20 protein-coding genes, 1 tRNA gene and 1 riboswitch are annotated in these 21,569 nt (G+C 70.2%); of the genes, 8 read left to right on the forward strand and 13 right to left on the reverse strand.

All coding sequences use genetic code 11. From position 1 onward, the window contains the following. Positions 1 to 10: 10 nt before the first annotated feature. The 8 genes from G524_RS0105810 to G524_RS15115 all read left to right on the forward strand — a co-directional run bounded on the left by G524_RS0105810 (position 11) and on the right by G524_RS15115 (position 7,049). Positions 11 to 868 (forward strand): sulfurtransferase, encoded by an 858-nt coding sequence (locus tag G524_RS0105810; RefSeq protein WP_027442869.1) that lies wholly within the window; start codon positions 11 to 13, stop codon positions 866 to 868. Further along, positions 865 to 2,049, forward strand: coding sequence for a cystathionine beta-lyase (metC, locus tag G524_RS0105815; protein ID WP_051220930.1), 1,185 nt, complete (start codon positions 865 to 867; stop codon positions 2,047 to 2,049). Before G524_RS0105810 ends, metC begins: the two co-directional genes overlap by 4 nt. After that, entirely contained in the window at positions 2,046 to 3,047 is a 1,002-nt protein-coding gene (locus G524_RS15110) for a mechanosensitive ion channel family protein (RefSeq protein ID WP_084625064.1), read from the forward strand. The genes metC and G524_RS15110 overlap by 4 nt, the downstream gene beginning before the upstream one ends. 67 nt (positions 3,048 to 3,114) lie before the next feature. Next, positions 3,115 to 3,873, forward strand: coding sequence for a uroporphyrinogen-III C-methyltransferase (gene cobA / locus G524_RS0105825; protein WP_027442871.1), 759 nt, complete (start codon positions 3,115 to 3,117; stop codon positions 3,871 to 3,873). Beyond that, positions 3,870 to 4,169, forward strand: coding sequence for a DUF2849 domain-containing protein (locus tag G524_RS0105830; RefSeq protein ID WP_027442872.1), 300 nt, complete (start codon positions 3,870 to 3,872; stop codon positions 4,167 to 4,169). The genes cobA and G524_RS0105830 overlap by 4 nt, the downstream gene beginning before the upstream one ends. A 1-nt stretch (position 4,170) precedes the next feature. Further along, positions 4,171 to 5,802, forward strand: coding sequence for a nitrite/sulfite reductase (locus G524_RS0105835; protein ID WP_027442873.1), 1,632 nt, complete (start codon positions 4,171 to 4,173; stop codon positions 5,800 to 5,802). Continuing rightward, entirely contained in the window at positions 5,792 to 6,259 is a 468-nt protein-coding gene (locus G524_RS0105840; RefSeq protein ID WP_027442874.1) for a DUF934 domain-containing protein, read from the forward strand. The genes G524_RS0105835 and G524_RS0105840 overlap by 11 nt, the downstream gene beginning before the upstream one ends. Then, on the forward strand, positions 6,249 to 7,049 hold the full coding sequence (locus G524_RS15115; RefSeq protein WP_051220931.1) for a phosphoadenylyl-sulfate reductase: 801 nt from the start codon (positions 6,249 to 6,251) through the stop codon (positions 7,047 to 7,049). The genes G524_RS0105840 and G524_RS15115 overlap by 11 nt, the downstream gene beginning before the upstream one ends. On the opposite strand, the gene G524_RS0105850 is transcribed toward G524_RS15115, so the two are convergent. The 13 genes from G524_RS0105850 to ftsZ all read right to left on the reverse strand — a co-directional run bounded on the left by G524_RS0105850 (position 7,046) and on the right by ftsZ (position 21,409). Next, positions 7,046 to 7,990, reverse strand: a complete 945-nt coding sequence (locus G524_RS0105850) for an NAD-dependent epimerase/dehydratase family protein (RefSeq protein WP_027442875.1) — start codon at positions 7,988 to 7,990, stop codon at positions 7,046 to 7,048. The genes G524_RS15115 and G524_RS0105850 overlap by 4 nt on opposite strands. Next, positions 7,987 to 9,102, reverse strand: coding sequence for a glutamate 5-kinase (gene proB / locus G524_RS0105855; RefSeq protein WP_027442876.1), 1,116 nt, complete (start codon positions 9,100 to 9,102; stop codon positions 7,987 to 7,989). Before proB ends, G524_RS0105850 begins: the two co-directional genes overlap by 4 nt. 12 nt (positions 9,103 to 9,114) lie before the next feature. Next, positions 9,115 to 10,185: a GTPase ObgE gene (gene obgE / locus G524_RS0105860; RefSeq protein ID WP_027442877.1), complete on the reverse strand. Its 1,071-nt coding sequence runs from the start codon at positions 10,183 to 10,185 to the stop codon at positions 9,115 to 9,117. Between the two features lie 66 nt (positions 10,186 to 10,251). Further along, a complete protein-coding gene (locus G524_RS15120) occupies positions 10,252 to 11,166 on the reverse strand; it encodes an ABC transporter substrate-binding protein (RefSeq protein ID WP_051220932.1) in 915 nt (304 codons plus the stop codon). Continuing rightward, positions 11,163 to 11,696, reverse strand: coding sequence for a hypothetical protein (locus G524_RS15125; protein WP_156894021.1), 534 nt, complete (start codon positions 11,694 to 11,696; stop codon positions 11,163 to 11,165). The genes G524_RS15120 and G524_RS15125 overlap by 4 nt, the downstream gene beginning before the upstream one ends. Then, on the reverse strand, positions 11,696 to 13,639 hold the full coding sequence (locus G524_RS0105875; RefSeq protein ID WP_027442878.1) for a TonB-dependent receptor plug domain-containing protein: 1,944 nt from the start codon (positions 13,637 to 13,639) through the stop codon (positions 11,696 to 11,698). Before G524_RS0105875 ends, G524_RS15125 begins: the two co-directional genes overlap by 1 nt. A 118-nt stretch (positions 13,640 to 13,757) precedes the next feature. After that, positions 13,758 to 13,949: riboswitch (cobalamin riboswitch) on the reverse strand. 151 nt (positions 13,950 to 14,100) lie between these two features. Continuing rightward, positions 14,101 to 14,176 (reverse strand) — tRNA-Ala (locus tag G524_RS0105880). A gap of 138 nt (positions 14,177 to 14,314) precedes the next feature. Beyond that, the gene (locus tag G524_RS15130; RefSeq protein ID WP_245561304.1) at positions 14,315 to 15,226 is read right to left on the reverse strand and encodes a hypothetical protein; all 912 of its coding nucleotides are present in this window, start codon (positions 15,224 to 15,226) and stop codon (positions 14,315 to 14,317) included. Positions 15,227 to 15,417: 191 nt separating this feature from the next. Continuing rightward, positions 15,418 to 16,197, reverse strand: coding sequence for a Bax inhibitor-1/YccA family protein (locus G524_RS0105890; RefSeq protein WP_027442879.1), 780 nt, complete (start codon positions 16,195 to 16,197; stop codon positions 15,418 to 15,420). A gap of 142 nt (positions 16,198 to 16,339) precedes the next feature. Then, entirely contained in the window at positions 16,340 to 17,134 is a 795-nt protein-coding gene (locus G524_RS0105895) for a pyrroline-5-carboxylate reductase family protein (RefSeq protein WP_036857499.1), read from the reverse strand. A 19-nt stretch (positions 17,135 to 17,153) separates the two neighbouring features. Continuing rightward, positions 17,154 to 17,660, reverse strand: a complete 507-nt coding sequence (locus tag G524_RS0105900) for a type III secretion system chaperone family protein (RefSeq protein ID WP_027442881.1) — start codon at positions 17,658 to 17,660, stop codon at positions 17,154 to 17,156. A 161-nt stretch (positions 17,661 to 17,821) separates the two neighbouring features. After that, positions 17,822 to 19,531, reverse strand: coding sequence for a tetratricopeptide repeat protein (locus tag G524_RS17190; RefSeq protein ID WP_027442882.1), 1,710 nt, complete (start codon positions 19,529 to 19,531; stop codon positions 17,822 to 17,824). Positions 19,532 to 19,630: 99 nt separating this feature from the next. After that, complete coding sequence (gene ftsZ, locus G524_RS0105910; RefSeq protein ID WP_027442883.1) at positions 19,631 to 21,409, reverse strand: cell division protein FtsZ; 1,779 nt, start codon at positions 21,407 to 21,409, stop codon at positions 19,631 to 19,633. Positions 21,410 to 21,569: the final 160 nt, after the last annotated feature.

The following is a 21,569-nucleotide window of genomic DNA, read 5'->3' on the forward strand; positions in this document are numbered from 1 at the left end:
GGGGTGGGGCATGACCGACGATCTGCCTCCGCTTGTGAGCACCGATTGGCTCGCCGCGCACCTTGCCGAGCCCGATCTGGTGGTGCTCGATGCCTCGCACCACCTGCCCGCTGCCGGGCGCGACGGCGCGGGCGAATTTGCCGCGGGCCACCTGCCGGGCGCGCGCTTCCTTGCGCTCGGCACGCTTTACGATCCCGCCTCGCCCGTGCCCTATGCCTTGCCGACCCCGGAGCAACTCGCCGCGCACCTTGCCGCGCTTGGCGTGCCCGCAGGGGCGCGGATCGTGCTTTATGATGACAGCGCGCTCAAAAGCGCGGCGCGCGCCTGGTTCATGCTCACGGCAAGCGGGTGGGAGCAGGTCGCAATCCTCGATGGGGGCCTCAGCAAGTGGCGGGCCGAGGGCCGCCCGCTCGAGGCCGGCACGCCGCAGCTCGCGCCCGCCGCCCCGGCCCGCCTGCACCCGCCCGCGCGGGTGCGCAGCAAGGGTGAGATGCTTGCCAATCTTTCGAGCCGCGCGGCGCAAGTGGTCGATGCGCGCGGGGCCGATCGGGTCTATGGCACCGGCACCGATCCGGTGCACGGCGTGCCGATGGGCCGCATCCCCGAAAGCCGCAACCTCCCCCACTCTGCCCTGTTCAACCCCGATGGCACTTATCTTGCCCCCGAGGCGATCCGCGCCGCCTTTGCCCGCGCCGGGGTTGATCTTGCCCGCCCGATCATCGCCACCTGCGGCAGCGGGGTGACGGCCAGCGTGCTCCTGTTCGCGCTTCATCTTGCCGGCATCAGCGATGCGGCGCTCTATGATGGCAGCTGGAGCGAATGGGGCGCAGATCCGGCCACCCCCAAGGCGCAAGGACCCGAGGCATGAGCGGCGCGGGCGAGGACAAGGCGCTGCGGCCCGCCACCCGGCTGGTGCGCGGCGGGCGGCGCCAGGAATGGACCGGGCCGCTCGTCAACGTGCCGGTGTGCCGCGGCTCGACCCACCTCTACGAGAGCGAGGCCGCCCGCGCCGCGGCGGGCAAGACCAATGCCGATGGGCAGTTCTTCTATGGTCGGCGCGGCGGGCCGACCCAATGGGCGCTGGCCGAGGCGCTCACCCAGATCGAGCCGGGGGCGGCCGGAACGGTGCTCTATCCCAGCGGGGTGGCCGCGATTGCCGGGTGCCTCTTGGCGGTGCTGCGGCCCGGCGATCGCCTGCTGATGGCCGACAATGCCTATGATCCTGCGCGCTCCATGGCGAGCGGGCTGCTTGCGCGCATGGGGGTGACGACCTGCTTCTTCGACCCGCGCGATCTTGCCGCCTACGAGGCGCTGTTTGCCGAGCCGGTGCGCGCGGTGTGGCTCGAAAGCCCCGGCAGCCTCACCTTCGAGGTTTGCGATGTGCCCGCGCTTGCCGCCATCGCCCGCAGCCACGGGGCGGTGAGCCTCATCGACAACACCTGGGCAAGCCCGCTCGGCTTTCCCGCGCTCGCCCATGGCTGCGACATTGCCATGATGAGCCTGTCGAAGCATGTCGGCGGCCATTCCGATGTGATGATGGGATCAGCGAGCGCGGCCGCGCGCTGGTATGGCGCGCTGCGCCGCACCTCGCAGGAGCTGGGGCAGGTGGTCTCGCCCGATGATGCCGCGCTCGCCGCCCGGGGCCTCAGAACCATGGGCCTCAGGCTCGAGGCGCAGACCCGCTCGGCGATAAGGATTGCCACCTTTCTCGAACAACACCCGGCGGTGGCGCGGGTGCTGTGCCCGATGCTCGCTTCCGATCCCGGCCACGCGCTGTGGCGGCGCGACTTTGCCGGGGGCTGCGGCCTGTTTGCCTTCGTGCTGGCGCGCGACGATCCCGCATCGGCCGCGCGGGTGGTCGATGCGCTTGCGCTGTTTGGCATCGGCTATTCCTGGGGCGGCTATGAGAGCCTCGCCCTTGCCATCCGGCCCGAGGAACACCGCAGCGTGATGCCGGGGCCAGGCGGCCCGGCGATCCGCCTCGCCATCGGGCTGGAGGATCCGGAAGATCTCATCGCCGATCTTGCCCAGGCGCTGGAGCAGGCATGATCCCCGCCAGCCCCGCCCCCACCCCCGCCCCATCGCCCCTGCCGCTTGCCACCCCCATCGGCGAGGAACTGGCCGCGCGCGGCGGGGCGATTGGCGATATTGTGGCGCGGCTCGATGCCGTGGCGATCGCACTCGGCCATTTTCGCCTCTCGGCCTTCGATGTGCTCTATGGCCTTGCCGCGATCGGGGTGCTGCTCGCGCTCGCCTGGGGGGCAACCCGGCTCACCCGCACGCTGCTGCGGCGCCTGCCCGCGCTCGATCGCACCCAGCAGGCGCTGGCCGAGAAGATCGCCACCATCCTCATCTGGGTGATCGCCTTTCTCGTCGGGGTCGATCTCATCGGGATCGATCTCACCGCGCTCACCGTCTTTTCGGGCGCCTTCGGGCTTGCCATCGGCTTTGGCCTGCAAAAGACCTTCGGCAACCTCATCGCCGGGATCATCCTCTTGCTCGACAAGTCGATCAAGCCCGGCGACGTGATTGCCGTGGCCGATCAGAGCGGGCAGCACACCTTTGGCCAGATCCGCAAGATCGGCATCCGCGCGGTCTCGGTCACCACCAGGGATGAGCGCGAATACCTCATCCCCAACGAGAACCTGATGATCAATCAGGTGGAAAACTGGTCCTATTCCTCGCGCAACGTGCGGGTGCAGGTGCCGGTGGGGGTGAGCTATGAGGCCGACATGGCGCTGGCCGAGCGGCTGATGCTCGAGGCCGCCGCCGCCGCGCCGCGGGTGCTGGCCGATCCGCCGCCGGCGGTGTGGTGGACGGGCTTTGGCGACAATGCGGTGGAGTTCACCATTCATTGCTGGATCAACGATCCCGAACAGGGGGTGGGCAATGTCCGCAGCGACGTGCTGCGGCGGCTGTGGGCGCTGTTCCACGAGCACGGGATCGGCCTGCCCTATCCCCAGCGCGATGTGCACCTCAAGCCCGGCGCGCCGCTCGAAGCGCTGATAGAAGCGCTTCAGCGCCGCACCCCGCCGGCCGGGCAATAGCTGGGCTTCATCCGGGCCAATCCTTTCTCGCTGGCACGCGCGCGCGTCCTCGCCCATCTCATGGGCCATGCTGCAGCCGCGCACCCTTTATCTCGTCGGCGCCGGGCCGGGCCCGGTGGACCTGCTCACCCTGCGCGCCGCGCGCCTCATCGCCGCGGCCGAGGTGATCGTCCATGATGGCCTCATCGGCCCCGACATCCTCGGCCTTGCCCGCCCCGAGGCGCGGCTGATCTCGGTGGCCAAGCGCCGCGCCCGCCACACCCTGCCGCAGGAGGAGATCAACGCCCTGCTGGTGCGCGAGGCGCTCGCCGGGCGCATGGTGGTGCGCCTCAAGGGCGGCGATCCGCTGATCTTCGGGCGCGGGGGCGAGGAGGCCGAGGCCGCCCGCGCCGCCGGGCTTGCGGTCGAGATCGTGCCCGGCATCAGCGCCGCCAATGGCGCGGCGGCCGCCGCCGGGATCGCGCTCACCCACCGCGAGGCGGCAAGCATCGTCAGCTTCGTCGCCGGGCAGTGCAAGGGCCTTTCCGAGCAGGACTGGTCGGGCCTGGCTGGCAAGGGGCGCACGCTCGTCATCTACATGGGGATCGCCACCGCGCCGCAGATCGCCGAGAAGCTGATCGCCGACGGGCTCGCCCCCGACATGCCGATCGCCATTGTCGAGAACGCCGCCCGGCCCGAAATGCGGGTGCTGCGCGGGCTGCTCGCCGGCCTTCCCGATCTCGTCGCCCGCGAAGCGGTCAAAAGCCCCGCGCTCATCATCATCGGCGAAGTCGCCGCGCGCGATGAAGCCGCGCTCAGCGCGCTCGCGCGGGAGGCGGCGGCATGAGGATCATCACCGGCAACGATCTGCGCACCGGGGCGGTGGTGTGGTGGACGGGCAGCGGCTGGTCGCGCTTTGTCGATGATGCCATCGATGCGGGCGATGCAGCCGAGGAGATCATGGCGCGCGAGGAAGCCGCGCGCCGGGTCAACGTGCCCTATGTCTGCGAGGCGAGCCGCGATGCACAGGGCCATGTGCGCCCCGCGCATATCAAGGACCGGGTGCGCGCGCTGGGGCCGACGGTGCGGCGCGACCTTGCCGTGCCCACCGCGGCCAGGACCGGATGGGACTGGGTGATCTGACATGTATCGCTATGACCATTATGACCAGGCCATGGTCGAGGCCCGGGTCGCCGAGTTCCGCGACCAGACCCGCCGCCGGCTCGAGGGCAAGCTCACCGAGGAGCAGTTCAAGCCGCTGCGGCTGATGAACGGGCTTTACCTCCAGCTCCACGCCTACATGCTGCGCGTCGCCATCCCCTATGGCACGCTTTCAAGCCGCCAGCTCGAGATGCTCGCCACCATCGCCGACAAGTATGATCGCGGCTATGGCCATTTCACCACCCGGCAGAACATCCAGTTCAACTGGATCCGGCTTGAAGATGCGCCCGATGCTCTGGCTGACCTCGCCACGGTGGAGATGCACGCGATCCAGACCAGCGGCAATTGCATCCGCAACATCTCCTGCGATCACTTCGCCGGGGCGGCGGCGGACGAGATCGCCGATCCGCGCCCCTATGCCGAACTGCTGCGCCAGTGGTCGAGCTTCCACCCCGAGTTCAGCTACCTGCCGCGCAAGTTCAAGATCGCCGTGATCGCCTCCGAAAGGGACCGCGCGGCGATGCGCCTGCATGATATCGGCATCCGCCTCGTCACGCGCGGCGGCGCGCTCGGCGCCCAGTTCTATGTTGGCGGGGGCATGGGCCGCACCCCGATGATCGCGCCCTTGATCCGCGATTTCGTGCCGATCGATCAGTTCATCACCTATGCCGAGGCGGTGCTGCGGGTCTATAACCGCTATGGCCGGCGCGACAACAAGTACAAGGCGCGCATCAAGATCCTCGTCCATGAGCTTGGGGCCGAGGCCTTCCGCCGCGAGGTCGAGGCCGAGTTTGCCCACCTCATCGAGGTGGGGGTGGAGCCGCCGCGCGCCGAGCTGGAACGGATCAAGGCCCATTTTGCCGATCCGCCCTTTGCCGAAGGGCCAACCACGATCGACGCGGGCGATCCCGCCTTTGCCCGCTGGGTTGAACGCAACACCCATGCGCACAGGCACCCGGCCTATGTCTCGGCGATCATTAGCCTCAAGCCCGCGGGCGGCATTCCCGGCGATGCCAGCGCGGCGCAGATGCGCCTGGTGGCCGAGCTCGCGCGCCAATACAGCTTTGACGAGGTCAGGGTGATGCACACCCAGAACCTGCTGCTTCCCCATGTCGCCAAGGCCGATCTGCCGGCGCTGTGGCAGGCGCTCGCGCGGGCAGGGCTGGCCAGCGCCAATATCGACACGATCGAGGATATCATCGCCTGCCCCGGGCTTGACTATTGCAGCCTGGCCAATGCCCGCTCGATCCCGCTCGCCCAGCGCCTTTCCGAACGCTTTGCCGCAACCGGGCGCAGCGCGGTGCTGGGCGAGCTCAAGCTCAAGATCTCGGGCTGCATCAATGCCTGCGGGCACCACCATGCCGGGCACATCGGCATCCTCGGCGTCGACAAGAAGGGGCGCGAGAACTACCAGCTCTCGCTCGGCGGCAGCGAGGCCGAGGATGTGAGCCTTGCCCGGATCACCGGCCCCGGCTTTGACGAGGACGGGGTGATCGCCGCGGTCGAGAAGGCGACCGAGGTCTATCTTGCCGAGCGCAAGGAGGGCGAGCGCTTCCTCGATACCTATCGCCGCATCGGCATGGAACCGTTCAAGGAGGCGATCTATGGCGGATGATCTTGGCGCCTCGCCCGATGTGGTGCAGCTGCGCTTTCGCAGCGACGAGCCGGTCGATCACGCCGCGGTGACGGTGGACGCCGCGATCGAGCAGAGCAATGCCACCGCGGTGCGGATCGAGCCGGGCGATGATGCGCGGCTGCTGCTGCCGGTGCTGGAGCGCCTCGCGCTGATCGAGATCAACTTTCCCGCCTTCACCGATGGGCGCGGCTATTCCGCCGCGCGCATCCTGCGCGAGGCCGGATATAAGGGCGAGCTGCGCGCGGTGGGCGATTTCGGGGTCGATCAGCTTTCGCACCTGGTGCGCTGCGGCTTTGACAGCTTCGCCCCCGACCGCCGGCTCGACGAGGCCGATGCGTGCCGGGCGCTCGCCACCTGGGCCCATGTCTATCAACCTGCTGCCGACCGGATCATGTCCGGCCGGCGCACCATTGCCGAGCTGCGCCATGACGGCTGAAACCCCCTCCCCCGCTTCTGCCACTTCCGCCGCCGCCAGCGGCGATCGCGCCCGCGACCGGCTCGATCTTGCCCCGCGCTTCACCGCGCATGATGCCTTGCGGCTGAACCGCATGTTCCGCGGCAGCAGCACGCAGGAAATGCTCGAAGCGGTGATCCGCGATGGCCTTGCTGGCGAGCTCGCGGTGGTCTCGAGCTTCGGGGCGGAAAGCGCGGTGCTGCTGCACCTTGTCGCCAGCGTTGATCCGCGCCTGCCGGTGCTGTTCCTCGACACGGGCAAGCATTTTGCCGAGACCCTGGCCTATCGCGATCTGTTGGTGGAGCGGCTCGGTCTCAACCTCGTGGTGCTCACCCCCGATCCGCAGGACCTTGCCAGCCGCGATGCCACTGGCCTCAGGTGGTCCTACGATCCGGATGGCTGCTGCGAGATCAGGAAGGTGCGCCCGCTGGAGAAGGCGCTTTCGGCCTATGATGCGAGCTTCACCGGGCGCAAGGCCTTCCAGGCGGCGACCCGCGCCCATCTGCCGCGCTTCGAGATCGACACGTCCGATGCCCAGGGGCGGCTCAAGATCAACCCGCTGATCGACTGGTCTGCCGCGGATATTGCCGCCTATTTCGAGGCCCACGATCTGCCACGCCACCCGCTGGTGGCCCAGGGCTATCCCTCGATCGGCTGTTCGCCCTGCACCAGCCAGGTGGCGCCGGGGGAAGACCCGCGCTCGGGCCGCTGGAAGGGCTGGGACAAGACCGAGTGCGGCATCCACAAGCCGGGCGAGGAACCTTTCCTCTAAAGCCACCTTTCGCGCCGATACCACTCGGCGGTGGCCATCAGCCCCTCCTCGCCGGCAATGCGCGGGCCCCACAAGGCGGGCGGCGGGCGGCGGTCGGAGCGCACCACCCAATTGGGATGGCACATGTAGCCGACCCGGTCGGGGGTGAGCTTGGCCCTGTCACCGCGCGCCAGCCGGTCAGCGGCAGCCGCAGCCGCGAGCACCGCGCGCGGCAGATGCGGGGCGAGCACGCGCCGGCGCCCCACCGCCCGGCCGATCGCCTGGGCCAGCTCCTTGTGGCTCCACCCGCCCTCGCGCCCATCATCGGGCTCATAGACTTTCCTGCTTGCCTCTCCTGCCGCTCCGCTGCTTGAGGAGGCGGCAAGGGCAACCAGCAGCGCGGCCAGATCAGCCGCATGGATGATCGAGGTCGCCCCGCCCGGCGGCAGCGGCACCAGCCCCCAGCGTGCCGCACGGAACAGCTCGAGCATGTCCGTGTCGCGCGGGCCATAAACCGCCGGGGGGCGCACTGTGGTCCAGTCAAGCGCAGAGGCCTCGACCAGCGCCTCGGCCCGCGCCTTGGAGGCGCCATAGGACGACAGCTCGGGCCGGCGCGCCGCGAGCGAGGAGACGAACACCAGCCGCCCCACCCCCGCCGCGGCCATGGCGGCGATCACATGGGCGGTGCCGGTGACATTGGCGGCCTCGAACTGCGCCGGATCGGGGGTGTTGGTCAGCCCGGCAATGTGGATCACCACATCGGCGCCCTGCACCAGCGCGCCAAGCGCCGCCCGATCGGCGAGATCGCCGCGCACCCAGGTGACGCCCGCCTGCGGCGGCTGATCGCGCCGGGTGAGCGCGCGCACCGCGTGCCCCGCAGCCAGCGCGGCCTCGAGCGTGTGGCTGCCGACAAAGCCGGTGGCGCCGGTGATCGCCACAACAGGCTGGGGCGCAAGGCTCACAGCAGCACCAGGTGATCGCGGTGCACCACGCAGGAGCGCGGGGCATAGCCGAGCCTTTCGGCCTGCTCCTCGGCGCGCTTGCCGGCGATCAGCTTGATCTCGGCGGCATCATATTCAGCGAGGCCCTGCGCCAGCTTCTCGCCCTTGAGGCTGAGGATGCTGACAAGATCCCCGCGGCGGAAATTGCCCGCCACCCCGACGATCCCGGCAGCCAGCAGGCTCGCCCCGCCCTTGAGCGCCGCCGCGCAGCCGGCATCGACGCGCAGCTCGCCCGCCGGGGCGAGCCGCCCGCCCAGCCAGGCCTTGCGCGCCGAGGCGGCGCTCACCGGCAAAAACAGCGTGCCGGTGCCGCTCGCCAGCGCTTGGCTGATCGGCGCCTCGTGGGTGCCATTGAGGATCGCCAGCGCAATCCCGGCGCGGGTGGCGATCTGCGCGGCCTGGAGCTTGGAGACCATGCCGCCCGAGCCAAGCCCCGAGGAGGAAGCCCCGCTCGCCATCGCCATCACCTCAGGCGTTACCGCCTCGACCAGCGGGATGAGCCGCGCGCCCTCGGCGCGCGGATCGCGGTCATACAGCCCGTCAACGTCTGACAAGAGCAGCACCAGATCGGCCGCGGCCGCCTGCGCCACCCGCGCGGCGAGGCGATCATTGTCGCCGAAGCGGATTTCCTCGGTGGCGACCGAATCGTTCTCGTTGATTACCGGGATCACCCCGGCCTCGAGCAACCTATCGAGCGTCGCCGCGGCGTTGAGATAGCGCCGCCGATCCTCAAGATCGCCGAGCGTGAGCAGCATCTGCGCGGCCATGATCCCCTCGCCGCCAAGCGCGCGGCTCCAAAGGTCAGCAAGCGCGATCTGGCCGACCGCGGCGGCGGCCTGGGCATCGGCGAGGCTGCCGCGCCCGCCCTTGGGCAGCGAGAGCCGCGCCGCCCCCAGCGCGATCGCCCCGGAACTGACCACGATCACCTGCGCGCCGCCCTGGCGCAGGCGCGCGAGATCGCCGGCAAGCCGGGCAAGCCAGTGGCTGCGCGGCGCCCCGCCGCCCACCAGCAGCGCCGAGCCGATCTTGACCACGATTCGCCGCGCGGCGGGAATGTCAGCCAGACCCTGCACCCCGATCACCCCTTAGAGCGGCGACCATTGCGGCGCATCGCCCTCGCCCTCATCCGCACCCGCGCCCGCCTCGGTTGCGGCGGGGGCGCGATCGGGCAGATAGGCGAGCACCGCATCGAGCAATTCGTCCATCCCCGCGCGCGTCGCGCCCGAGACGGCAAAGACCTCCTCAGCGCCTGCCGCCAGCAACTCGGCGCGATAGGCCGCGACGAGTTCGGCATCGGCAAGGTCGCACTTGCTCAGCGCCACGAGGCGCGGCTTGTCAGCCAGGCCCGCGCCATAGGCCGCCAGTTCCTGCGTGACGATGCGCAGCGCCTCGGCGGGATCGGCATCACCGGTGCCGGTGATGTCGATGAGGTGGATGAGCACCCGGCAACGCTCGATATGGCCGAGGAAGCGATCGCCGATCCCCGCCCCTTCGGCCGCGCCCGCGATGAGGCCGGGAATGTCGGCGAGCACGAATTCGCGCCCGCGGTGGCGCACCACCCCGAGCTTGGGCACCAGCGTGGTGAAGGCATAGTCCCCCACCTTGGCGCGCGCGTTGGAAACCGCGTTGATGAAGGTGGATTTGCCGGCATTGGGCAGGCCGACGAGGCCGACATCGGCAAGCAGCTTGAGGCGCAGCCACACCCAGGCTTCCTGGCCCGGCATGCCCGGCTGGTGCTGGCGCGGGGCGCGGTTGGTGGCGCTCTTGTAGCTGGCATTGCCGCGCCCGCCCATGCCACCTTCGAGAAAGACGACGCGCTGGCCCACCTCGGTGAAATCGGCGAGCACCTCCTCTTTGTCTTCGGAGAGGATCTGCGTTCCCACCGGCACCTTGATCACCAGCGGCTTGGCGCTCGCGCCGGTGCGGTCCTTGCCCATGCCGTGCCCGCCGCGCGCGGCCTTGAAATGCTGGGTGTAACGGAAATCGATGAGGGTGTTGAGCCCGGCCACGGCCTCGAACACGATATCCCCGCCGCGCCCGCCATCGCCGCCATCGGGCCCGCCGAATTCGATATATTTCTCACGCCGGAAGCTGACCGCCCCGGGGCCGCCCGCGCCCGAACGCACATAGATCTTGGCCTGATCGAGAAAATGCATGGCCGCGCGCTTACGCAATTCGCGCGCAGAATGCGAGGGGATTGGGAATGCGATGAGATTGGCCGCCTAGACCCGCGCGATGAAGCCGGAAAGCGGCGCCGGCACCGCCTCGGGGCTGTGGATGAGCCAGGCAAGCACCGCCGCGCTTTCCACCAGCCGCGGGCCGGGGCGGTTGAACAAGTGGTGGCCATCGACCGCAAACACGCGGCCCTCGCGCACCGCCCGCAGCGCCTGCCATTGCGGCGTCGCGAGCAGCGCGCGCGCCTCGGGCAGGGTCTGGCCGAGCTGATAGCCGCAGGGCATCAGCGCGATGATATCGGGATCGGCCGCGGCCAGCGCCGCAAAGTCGATGCTGTGCGAATGGACCCCAGGCCGGGCGAGCAGCGGCTCGCCCCCGGCGGCGCTGATGAGTTCGGGCACCCAATTGCCCGCCACCATCAGCGGATCGAGCCATTCGATCGCAAGGAGCCGCGGGCGCGCAGCCGGGGCGGGCGGCAGGGCGGCAAGCCCGGCCTCGAAGCGCTGCAGCGCCGCCGCGGCGCGCTCGGGCGCGCCGGCGGCCTCGGCCACGCGGGCAAAATCGCCGCGCACATCGACAAGATCATCGGGCGCGAGCGAGACCAGCCGCGGCGGGGTTCCCACCCAGCTGGCGAGCGCCTCGGCAAGATCGGCCGGGGTGACCGCGCAGACCGCGCATTGCGCCTGGGTGAGGATCACGTCGGGGCGCAGGGCCTTGAGCAGCGCGGCATCGACATCATAGACCGACAGGCCCTTCTCGACGATCGCCTTCACCCGCTCCTCGATCGCGCGCGAGCCGAGGCCTTGCTCGAGCTTGGTCGCGGTGCACACCGGCAGGGCGCTGACCTCGGGCGGAAAATCGCATTCGTGCGAACGCCCGACGAGGCAATCGCCCAGACCCAGCGCCACGGCGATCTCGGTGGCGCTGGGCAGGAGCGAGACGATCCGCGGCCGCGCGCTCATTCGACCTGGTGCCGCAAGGCGTGGCACGCAAGGCGCGCGAGCACCTGCCAGCCGAGCCACAGCCCGGCAAACCACAGCGCCTCGTTGAGGCCGACGAGCGCGACGATCCCGGGGGCAAACAGCGCCGGATCGCCAAACCCCAGGGCATAGGCAAACAGCACTCCTTCATAGGCGGCAAAGGCGGCGAGGAAGGCGCTCAGCGGGTTCGCGCTGCGCCCCGCCACGGCGCGCGCGGCGGCATGGGCCACAAGGCTTGCGCCGAGGAGCGAAAACCCGGCGGCGAGGGTCGGCCCGTCCCAGGGAAAGCCCATGAGGCCAAAGCCGAGCGCCTGATTGCCAAGCCAGCAGGCGGCGATGCTCGCCAGCGCCCAGCGCGGCGGCAGGGCCAGCGCGCACAGCGCGGCGATCGCGGCAAAGGGCATCATGCAGGAGAGCACCAGCGTGCCGCTCAGCGTGGTGGCGGCAAGGACCGCCGGGAGCGCCGCGGGGCCAAGGGCCTTGTCGATCATGCTCATGGTCTGCCCCCGCATCAGAAGCGCGCTTCCACGCCCACAACCGCGCTGCGGCCGGGGGAGACGAAGCTGAAGACCTGCTCATAGTCCTCGCCCAGCAGGTTCTCGATCCGGGCAAAAGCGTCGATATTTTGCGCCAGCCTTGCCCGCGCGTTGAGATTGACGAGGGTATAGTCATCGAGCCGCACCCGCACCGGCACGAAGCTCGGATCGATGAAGGCGACATCGGGGGTTTCGCCATTGTGGCGCACCACCAAGGTGGCCGAAACCGCATCGCCGGGGGCCTGCCAGGTCAGCGCGGCGCTGGCGATGTGCCGGGGCCGGCGCACTTCCTCGACCCCGTTTTCCTCGGCATCGAGATAGGTGTAGGCGCCATCGAGGCTCCAGCCCGCCCCGAGGCGCGCCGCGAGCGCCAGCTCGATCCCGCGCTGGCGGCTTTCGGTGGTGCGATTGGCCGGGGTGGCGGTGAAATCGGGCGGGGGAAAGGTGGTGAAGATCTCGCCCTCAAGCGTGCTGTCGAACCAGGTGAGCGCGAGGCTCGCGCTCTCGCCAAGTTGCTGGTCGATCCCCACTTCCCAGCCGGTCGATTTTTCCGGGCGCAGCGCGGGATTGCCGATGAAGCGGCCATCGACAAAGCCGTAAAGCTCGAAGAAGCCGGGGTTCTTCACCCCCGATCCGGCCGCAGCGCGCAGCCGGGTGGTGCCAGTGAGGCGGTATCCGGCGCCGACGCGGAAAGTGGTGGCATCCTTGAACAGGTCGTTGAAATCATGGCGGATCGCCGCGGAGAAATCGATTTTCTCGTCGGCATAACGATATTCGCCCACCAGCCCCACCTGCTCGATTTCGCGCCGCCCGGTGAAGGCAAAGCCGCCCGGCGTGGTGTTGCGGAAGCCCTCGACCTCGTAATCGGCGGCGAGGGTGAGGTTGTGCGCGTCCGCCAGAGCCAGCGCGCTGACATAGGAGGCCTTGAAGCGATCCCCCTCGCTGCCGCTGGCACGCCCGAGGGGCGTGAAGGTGTCGCGCGTGACATCGGCGATCTGCGCGGACAGGTCATGCGTCCAGCGCCCGCCCAGCGCCTCGGCCCTGAGGCCGAGGAGGGCATAGACGCCCTCGTTGGTGAAACGCGTGCCGGGGCTGTCGATCACGAGGCCGAAGCTGGGGCTGGCGGGGTTGAAGTCCTGGTCGTTGAATTGCCCCTCGGTGCGGATGAAGCGCCCCGCCGCGCGCAGGGTGACGGTCTCGCCGAGCTTCACGCTGCCCTTGCCCGCAAGCGTGTAGCTGTCGCGGCCAATGTCGCGCTGGCCGCCGCGGGCGTTGGGCTGGCCATCGGTGCTGACGAGGACGGCAGAGAGCGCCGCGTCCCAATTGTCGCCAAAGGCGCCGTAGCGCAGCGCGCCGTTGATGGTGCCCTGCGTTCCGCCCTCGAGCCTTGCGGCAAGGCCGGGCAGAGCGCGCCCGCTGGCGCTGTGATAGGCGACCACCCCGCCGATCGCATCGGGGCCATAGAGCGCCGATTGCGGCCCCCGCAGCACTTCGAGCCGCGCGCCCGGCTCGGCCTGCAGCGTGCCGATGTCGAACTCACCCGCGAAGGGATCGGAGACTTCGATCCCGTCAACCAGCACCAGCACGTGGTTGGCTTCCGAACCGCGCAGGCGGATCTGGGTCTGCCCCGGTACGCCCGCCACGGCCACGCCCGGCACATCGCGCAGGATATCGGCAATGTCGCGGGTCTGGCGGTCTTCGAGCTGATCGGCAGTGATGACGAGGGCCGAGCCGGTGAAGCGGGCGAGCGGCAGGGCATCAAGGCGGCTCGCTGAAACCAGAATATCCTCAGCCTCGGCCGCGTTGGCCGCTTCGCCCTCGCGCGCGACTTCCTTGTCCGCCGCCTCCTCGGCCCACGCAGGCGCAGCCCAACCCAGCGCCGCCGCAGCAACGCTTGTCCACAATGCGAAATGTTTCACGGATTCCTCCCGTCACAAGCAACATCATGGGCGCGCGGGGGGATATTCCCCACGGCCCGGCGGTGTCGCTCACAACGAAAGGGTGTTCCTCCGCGCCTGGCCAACCCCTGAACCCGGCATAGAGCGACACGCCCCGGTCGGTCTCCTGGCTTGCGGGTCGGCACATGGAACGCTCACCTTCCCAGGGCCCCGAAGGTCCCCAGTGGCTGCACCCGTGGCGGGTGCGCACGCGCCATGCTCGCCGCTTACAGTTGCAGGGACAGCTGCGGATTTGCACCGCATTCCCGTTACCGAAACGCGTGGGTTCAATAGCGTCAGGCGCGGCTGACGGCAAGCGGTGTCCACCAAGGCAGAGCAATGCGCTCCGCAACCGGCGCAGCATCAAGGGACGCAAGGGAGCGCAAGCGACGGGGCAATTCGGGGCCGTGAAGCTGGGTGGACATTCCCGAATCTTGCGAAACTGGTGGAGCCGAGGGGGATCGAACCCCTGACCTCGTCATTGCGAACGACGCGCTCTCCCAGCTGAGCTACGGCCCCGTTCCCAGTTTGTCTGTGCCCGCTTCGCCCCCATCGGGGCCGGGCGAGGGCGCGCCTTAGCGGCAAGCGCGCGCCCTTGCAACGGCGATTTTGCATGCCGCTGGCGCCGCGCCGCCCGCGCCTGTGCCGGCGACCCGGCTACTGGCCCGGCTGGGGCGGCGGCGGGGTGGCGATCGGCTCGACCACCGGCTGCGAGATTACCCCTTCATTGACCGGGATCACCGGCACCGCCGCCCCGGTTTCGGGATCGATCACGGTGCGCACCGCCACCTCGGGCACCTTGATGCCATTGAGGCGCGCCTCCTGCACCGCCACCCAGCCGGGCTGCGAGGGGCCATAGAGCGCGCCCCACTTGGCATCCCATTCGGCCGAGGCCTGCTGATAGGCCTCATAGGCGGTGAAGAACTCCTCGAAGGGCACCAGCAGCCCCTCGAAATTGGCCCGGGCAAAGCTAAGCGGATCGGCCGGCGGGGCAGCGAGCGCGCGATTCGCCATGTCGAGCGCGGCGCGGCAGAACCCGGCGCGCGCCGGCGGCTGGGCGAAGAAATTGTAGACCTGCGTGGTGTAGCCATCGCGCGCGACGATGGCATCGCGGCGGGTGCGGTGCGCGCTCATGAACTTGCGCTCGATCCGGTCATTGACCGCCTTGAGCGCGCGCTGGTGGCGGGTGAGGAAGGCGCGGTAGCCCTCGAGGATCGGCTCATATTCGCTCGCCAGGCAATTGAGCGCCGCCACGTTCCAGGCCGAGCGCAGGTTCCACACCAGCTGGTCATCGCTGAGATTGGAATTGACCGTGATCCGCCGCCCATCGGGCCCGCGCGGGGGAATGTCCATCACATATTGCGCGCCGCCGGGGGGCAGCGGGCGATAGGGCACCGGCTCGACCGCCACTGGAGGGGGCGGCGGCGGGGCGGCGACCACCGGGGGCGGCGCCTTCTTGGTGCAGGCCCCGGCAAGAGCGGCGCCCAGCGCCAGCGCCGCCACGGCGGCAAGCCGGCGCCGCCGGAGGCGCCGCGGTTCCGACGAAAACCTCTGCGCAAACACGCTCATCAACTTCCCTCTCCTGCCGCATCATCGGCGCGCCTCGTGCGCAAGGATCCCCATGCACTGGCGCGCCTTGCGCAAGGCTGACGCGGCCCATAGCCGCTTGCCCGGGCAAAGCAAATGCCCGGGAAGGCGCATGGCCCCCCGGGCACCTGACATTTCAACACCTGCGCACCGACCGTGCCGGCGCGGCGCGCTTACTCGCGGTTGCCGAGGAAGCGCAGCAGATAGAGGAACAGGTTGATGAAATCGAGGTAGAGGTTCAGCGCCCCGAAGATCACCGCCCGGCCCGCCAGCTCGGTGCCGCGGACGAGGACATACTCGTTCTTGAGCCGCTGGGTGTCATAGGCGGTGAGCCCGGCGAAGATCAGCACGCCGATGATGCTCGTCACCAGCGCCAGCGGGCCTGACTGGAAGAACAGGTTGAGCAGGCTTGCGACGATGAGGCCGACGAGGCCCATGATGAGGAAGCTGCCCCAGCCCGAAATGTCCTTCTTGGTGGTGTAGCCCCACAGCGACAGGCCGGCAAAGGCCGCCGCGGTGGCGAAGAAGGCGGTGGCGATCGAGGTCCCGGTGTAGGTGACGAAGATGGTCGAGAGCGACAGGCCGAAGAGCACCGCGAAGGCCCAGAAGGCCGCCTGCAGCGCCCCGAGGCTGGCGCGCGCGGCGCCAAACCACCAGAACAGCATCACCGCCAGCGGCGAGAGCGTGATCAGCCAGCCCAGCACGGTCGGCTGCACCACCGTGCCCGCCGCGGTGGGCGTGGCGGTGAAGGCGAGTGCGAAGATCGGCGAGTTGACGAACAGCAGCGCGACGATGCCGGTCAGCAGCACGCCCGAGGCCATGTAATTGTAGATCGACAGCATGTGCCGCCGCAGGCCCGCATCGAAAGTGACCCGACCGGCAACATCGCCCCCCGCGCGGGGGACCGCGCCCAGTCGCTGCGCATTGCGCGAGGTGTCGTTCCAGTCAGCCATTGCAAAACCCTTGGTTCGAGATGTCCAAGCACGGGAACGGCCCCGCGCTCTTGATGGCGCCAATATCAGGCCTCGCACTGCACATTTCAAGCGAAACCGGCTTGCAATCGGCGCAATTCGTTCAGATTAACCGCTGTTAATCTTAATCACCGCGCGAGAGGGCGGCGCCGCGCGCGCTGGTGGCGCGCAACGTTTCGGTGAGCAGGCGGCGCAGCGCATCGCCCTTATCGAGCACGTCGAGCCCGGCGCGGGTCATCCCTCCCGGGCTGGCGACCCGATCGGCCAGCACCGCCGGGCTGGCATCGGCCGCGGCGGCGAGCGCGGCGGCGCCCTCGACCGTCGCCAGCGCGAGGCGCGCGGCGAGCGGCGCTTCAAGCCCGAGATCGACCGCTGCCCCGGCGAGCGCATCGATGAAGCGATAGACGAAGCCAGGCCCCGAGCCGGCCAGCGCGGTGACGAGATCGAACTGCGCCTCGTCCTCGAGCCACAGCGCGCTGCCGAGCCGGTCGAACAGGGCAAAGACCTCCGCGCGCCCCTGCGCGCCGAGGCCACGCTCGGCAAGGATCACCGGCGACTTGTTGATGCGCGCAGCAAGGTTGGGCATCACCCTGACCTGCGCCGCCGAGGCGGGAAGGGCTGCGGCAAGCTGGGCAAGGGTGATTCCGGCGAGCAGCGAGAACAGGCGGCGCCCCGCGGTGAGCGGCGCCAGCGCCGGCGCGAGGCCCGCAAGTTGCTGCGGCTTGAACCCGAGCAGCACCGCGGCGTGGGTGCCGGGCACATCCTCGGGCCGGCGGTGGAGCGCCACCCCGGCGGGCACCTCGGCCAGCGCCGGATCGAGCACCGCGAATTCAGCCGGATCCGCGCCCGCGGCAAGCCACCCGGCGAGCATCGCCCCGCCCATGTTGCCGCAGCCGATGATCAGCAGCCCGCCCGCCATGATCGAAGCTCCTGGTGCCTCAGGCCTCGCCCGCCGCATCGACCATCGCCGCCTCGAGCGCGGCGCGCGGGCTCTTGCCGCCCCACAGCACGAACTGGAAGGCGGGGTAGAAGCGGTCACATTCGTCGATCGCGCATTCGACCAGCGCCTGCGCCATCTCGAGGCTGAGCTGCCCGTCCTCGCCCAGCAGCGCCCCGTGGCGGTAGAGCAGCACATCGCCGTTCGACCAGATGTCGAAATGGCCGAGCCACATCTGTTCGTTGACGAGGCAGAGCAGCTCATAGGCCGCCGCGCGCCGCTCCTCGGTGACGCGGATGTCGGGCAGGCACAGGAACTGCAGCACCCGGTCCTCGGCCCGCCAGATCGCGCGCAGCTGGTAATTGGCCCAGCTGCCCTGGATCTCGCCGCTCATCTCGTCCTCGCTGACCAGCTCGCAGGGCCAGCCGCGCGCCGCAAACAGGCTGAGCAGCCTTTCGACGGGGGCGGCATCGTCCTCGGCGGCATAGTCCATGGCGCGCACTCTCATCGGCTCTCTTTCGCGGGCGGGATGACGCTTTGCCGCCAGCCCTGACGCGCTTTGAACCGGGGGCGCCATGCTTGGCAATGCGCAGCCTGCGAGCGGCTGGGGAGAACCGGACAGAGCTGTGCAAAGCCTGTGCACAGATCGCCCGGCGCGGCGCACCCTTGCTATTTAAGCGGCTGGATTTGCTCACCTTCGGGGCTGACATAGAGGAAGGTGTCAAGCCCCTTGCCCTTCAATGTACGCACGAGCGCCTCGGCCTTGTCGCGGCTCTCGATCGGGCCGGCGAGCAGGCGGTTGGCAGCGCCCCAGCGCACCGTGTGGGGCTTGAGCGGGGCGAGCGCCGGCCCGCCGGCGCGGGAAATGCGCTTCCAGTCAAAGCCGAGCGCCTTCACATCCTTGCCGGTGGCCACCTGCACCCAGACGCGGCTGGGGTGGAGCGGCTTTGGCGGCTCCTTGGGCGGATCCTTGGGCTTGGGCTTTTCCGGCGGCGGCTCGCGGCGAATGGCGATGCGCGACAGATCGACCGCCCCGGCGGGGGCGCGCGCATCGGGGAGCGGCGCGCCGGCAAGATCGGCAAAGGCATCGGCCACGCGCAGCGGCGGCGCCTCGGGCGCAGGCGTGGGCGTGGGCACGGGGGGCGTTACGGGCGCGGCTGGCGGCGCGGCCGGCTGCGCCACAGGTGGCAGCGCCGGGGGGGGCGCGGCCTGGGCCAGCGCCAGCGCCGGGGTTGGCGCAGTCGCAGCCGGGGCGGCGGCTGGGAGCGCGGTGGCCGCTGCGGCCTCTGTGGGTGCCCCCGCCGGGCCGAGCACCACCACCCGCGAGCTTGCCTGAGGCGCCGAGGCCGAGGCCGAGGCTGGCGCGGGCGCTGGTGTCGTCGGCGCGGCTGCGGATCGTGCTGCTGGTGCTGGTGCTGGTGCTGGTGTCGCCGCGGGGGTCCGCGTCCGGCCCGTGCTGCGCGGCGGGGATGCAGCCGCAGGCGTTGGTGCCGCCGCACCCCTTGCATCGAGCGGCGCGCCCGAGGGCGCCAGCCGGCTGTCGGCGCGCTCCTCCTCGGCAAAGCGGGCAAGGCGCGGATCCTCCCTGCCGATATCGGCGGCGCGCGGAAAGATGCCGAGATTGGCCGCCGCCGCCTGCTGCCCTTTGGTCAGCCGCGGCATATAGGCAAGGTAAGGCACCAGCCGCAGCGCCAGATCGCGCGGCATCACCTGCTCGACGATCGCCGCGGCGCGCGCCTGATCGCCGAGGATGGCAAGGCCGAAGGCCCGCGCCCGCTGCGCGGCGACATCGCGCCGATCAAGCAGCGGGCACAGCGTCTCCTCGAAGCGCGCGCGGTTGCCTGCGATCGCATGGCTCACCGCCAGCCGGCGCCGCGCCTCGTCGTGCCCCGGATCGAGCGCCAGCGCGCGGGCATAGGCCGCCTGGGCCGCGGCCTGATCGCCGACGAGATCGAAGGCGAGCGCCTGATCGGCCAGCACCTCGCGCTCCGCCGCGCCGCCAGCAAGCGCCAGTTCATATTGCCGGAGCGCCTCGGCCGCGCGGCCGGCGCGCAGATAGACCCCGGCCAGCCCCTGCGCCACCGCCGGATGGCCGGGATCGACCTCGGCAGCACGGCCGAAGAAGCCGATCGCCGCCTCGAGATCGTCCACCCCGAGTGCCGCCTGCCCGGCCTCGATCAGCGCCTCGCGGTCGCGCGGGGCCTTGGCCAGCGCCACCAGCGCGCGGTTGAGGCGCTGCACCTCGGCCGAAGGCAGCGGCTGCACCACCGGCTGGGCCACCACCTCCTGCGCGCGCGCCTGGCCAGGCGTGGCAGCAAGGGCCAGGGTGAAAGCCAGCGCGGGGGCCACTGCGCAAACGGGAAACCGGGGGGTCGTCATCGCCCGCTCATCTAGCGCAGCGCCGCGCCAAGGCCAGCGCCCGGCGCGGCGAGCGGCACTGCCGGCGCGACAGGACGCGCGCCGGGCAGGATTGCCGCGCTACTGGTTGTTCTGCCGCCCGAGAAAGCGCGGGATGCTGAGCGCCGGGCCATCCTCGCCATCATCCTCCTCGTCCTCATCGGCGCGGGCGGTGCTGCGCGAGAGGTTGGCCATGCGCTGGAACAGCGTCGATCCGGCGCCGGGATCCTCCGCCGCCGCCCCGCCGAGCACGGGCCGGCGCCGCTCGCGCATCCCCCGCGGTGCGACCGGACGATCGGCGGCGCCAAGCTGGTCGGCACGGGCGAGAAGATCATCCTCGCCGGCAGCCGGCGGCGCCTCCTCCTCGTAAGGATCATAGCCGGCATCGGCGAGATCGAGCAGATCGCCGCCGCCCGCGCTGCCGCGCCCGCCCGCCCCAGTGCTCCCGCTGGCGCTGCCAGGATCGAAGCCATAGGCCTCGTCCTCGACCCCGCGCAGCCCGGCGAGCGGATCGACGATGCCATCGACATCGTCCTCATATTCCTCGCCATAATCTTCCCCGGGCTGCATCGCGCTGAGGCTGAAGGGGCGCGGCTGGGACCCTGCATCCTCCTCGTCCTCGATCTCCTCGCCAAGGTCGAGCGGGTCGCCAAGGTCGAGCGGCTCCTCCGCGTCAAACTCAGGCGCGCTTGCGGGCGCAGCCGGCGGGGCAGGATCGAAGCCGCCGCGCGCTCCGGCAGCCGCGAGCGGAGGCGCGGCCACCGGCGCGGGGTCGGCAGCGGGCGCGGGCGCCTCGGCAAGCCCCGCATCCTCGGACAGTTCGAGCACCGGGCGCTTGGGCGCGCGCGGGGCGGAAAGCGCGGTCGGCTGCGGCCGGGGCACGGCGCCGCTGGCCCCCTGATCGATCCCGGTGGCGACCACCGAGACGCGGATCTTGCCCTTAAGGTCGGGGTTGAAGGCGCTGCCCCAGATGATGTTGGCATCCTCGTCCACCAACTCGCGGATGTGGTTGGCGGCCTCGTCCACCTCGAGCAGGCGCATGTCCTCGCCGCCGATGATCGAGATGATCACCCCCTTGGCCCCGGCCATGCTCACCCCGTCGAGCAGCGGGTTGGAGATCGCCTGTTCGGCAGCCTCGAGCGCGCGGTTCTCGCCCTCGGCCTCGCCGGTGCCCATCATCGCCTTACCCATCTCGCTCATCACCGAGCGCACGTCGGCAAAGTCAAGGTTGATGAGGCCCGGCATCACCATGAGATCGGTGATCGAGCGCACCCCCTGCTGGAGCACCTCGTCGGCCAGCTGGAAGGCCTCCTTGAAGGTGGTCTCGGCCTTGGCGACGAGGAACAGGTTCTGGTTGGGAATGACGATCAGCGTATCGACGTGCTGCTGCAGCTCGGCAATCCCCGCCTCGGCCGCGCGCATCCGCCGGGTGCCCTCGAACAGGAAGGGCTTGGTGACGACGCCCACGGTCAGCACCCCCATGCGCCGCGCGGCCTCGGCGATCACCGGGGCCGCGCCGGTGCCGGTGCCGCCCCCCATCCCGGCGGCGATGAAGCACATGTTGACCCCTTCGAGCGCCTTTTCGATCTCGGCCACGGTCTCCTCGGCCGCGGCCTTGCCGACCTCGGGCCGCGCCCCGGCGCCCAGCCCCCCGGTGATCGCCGGGCCAAGCTGGATGCGCCGTTCCGCCGGGGACTGGCTGAGCGCCTGGGCATCGGTGTTGGCGACGATGAAATCGACCCCCTCGATCCCGGCCTCGATCATGTTGGCAATGGCGTTGCCGCCGGCCCCGCCGATGCCGATCACGGTGATGCGCGGGCGCAGATCGTCGCTGGCCGCAGGTCCGATATTGATGCTCATCAGTCTATCCTCCAGGCGCGCGGCAGGGGCGTTGCAACAATTTTCACCACTGTCCTCGCGCTGTGACACATTTGTCTTGCATGGTTTATAGTATCGACACCCTTATCCACAGCACGCGCTGACCCGTAAGCCCGCACCGACCCTACGGCAAGTGGGGCCG

The organism is Erythrobacter cryptus DSM 12079, from assembly GCF_000422985.1.
In the GTDB taxonomy this organism is placed as follows: domain Bacteria; phylum Pseudomonadota; class Alphaproteobacteria; order Sphingomonadales; family Sphingomonadaceae; genus Erythrobacter; species Erythrobacter cryptus.

Coding starts and splice junctions, on each gene's coding strand:
- G524_RS15120 (WP_051220932.1), bottom strand. CDS start 11,166: ATGAGCGCGCGGCCGCGGATCGTCTCGCTCCTGCCCAGCGCCACCGAG.
- G524_RS0105810 (WP_027442869.1), top strand. CDS start 11: ATGACCGACGATCTGCCTCCGCTTGTGAGCACCGATTGGCTCGCCGCG.
- ftsZ (WP_027442883.1), bottom strand. CDS start 21,409: ATGAGCATCAATATCGGACCTGCGGCCAGCGACGATCTGCGCCCGCGC.
- G524_RS17190 (WP_027442882.1), bottom strand. CDS start 19,531: ATGACGACCCCCCGGTTTCCCGTTTGCGCAGTGGCCCCCGCGCTGGCT.
- G524_RS15115 (WP_051220931.1), top strand. CDS start 6,249: ATGACGGCTGAAACCCCCTCCCCCGCTTCTGCCACTTCCGCCGCCGCC.
- G524_RS15130 (WP_245561304.1), bottom strand. CDS start 15,226: ATGAGCGTGTTTGCGCAGAGGTTTTCGTCGGAACCGCGGCGCCTCCGG.
- cobA (WP_027442871.1), top strand. CDS start 3,115: ATGCTGCAGCCGCGCACCCTTTATCTCGTCGGCGCCGGGCCGGGCCCG.
- G524_RS0105830 (WP_027442872.1), top strand. CDS start 3,870: ATGAGGATCATCACCGGCAACGATCTGCGCACCGGGGCGGTGGTGTGG.
- obgE (WP_027442877.1), bottom strand. CDS start 10,185: ATGCATTTTCTCGATCAGGCCAAGATCTATGTGCGTTCGGGCGCGGGC.
- G524_RS0105890 (WP_027442879.1), bottom strand. CDS start 16,197: ATGGCTGACTGGAACGACACCTCGCGCAATGCGCAGCGACTGGGCGCG.
- G524_RS15125 (WP_156894021.1), bottom strand. CDS start 11,696: ATGCGGGGGCAGACCATGAGCATGATCGACAAGGCCCTTGGCCCCGCG.
- G524_RS0105840 (WP_027442874.1), top strand. CDS start 5,792: ATGGCGGATGATCTTGGCGCCTCGCCCGATGTGGTGCAGCTGCGCTTT.
- metC (WP_051220930.1), top strand. CDS start 865: ATGAGCGGCGCGGGCGAGGACAAGGCGCTGCGGCCCGCCACCCGGCTG.
- G524_RS15110 (WP_084625064.1), top strand. CDS start 2,046: ATGATCCCCGCCAGCCCCGCCCCCACCCCCGCCCCATCGCCCCTGCCG.
- G524_RS0105835 (WP_027442873.1), top strand. CDS start 4,171: ATGTATCGCTATGACCATTATGACCAGGCCATGGTCGAGGCCCGGGTC.
- G524_RS0105900 (WP_027442881.1), bottom strand. CDS start 17,660: ATGAGAGTGCGCGCCATGGACTATGCCGCCGAGGACGATGCCGCCCCC.
- G524_RS0105895 (WP_036857499.1), bottom strand. CDS start 17,134: ATGGCGGGCGGGCTGCTGATCATCGGCTGCGGCAACATGGGCGGGGCG.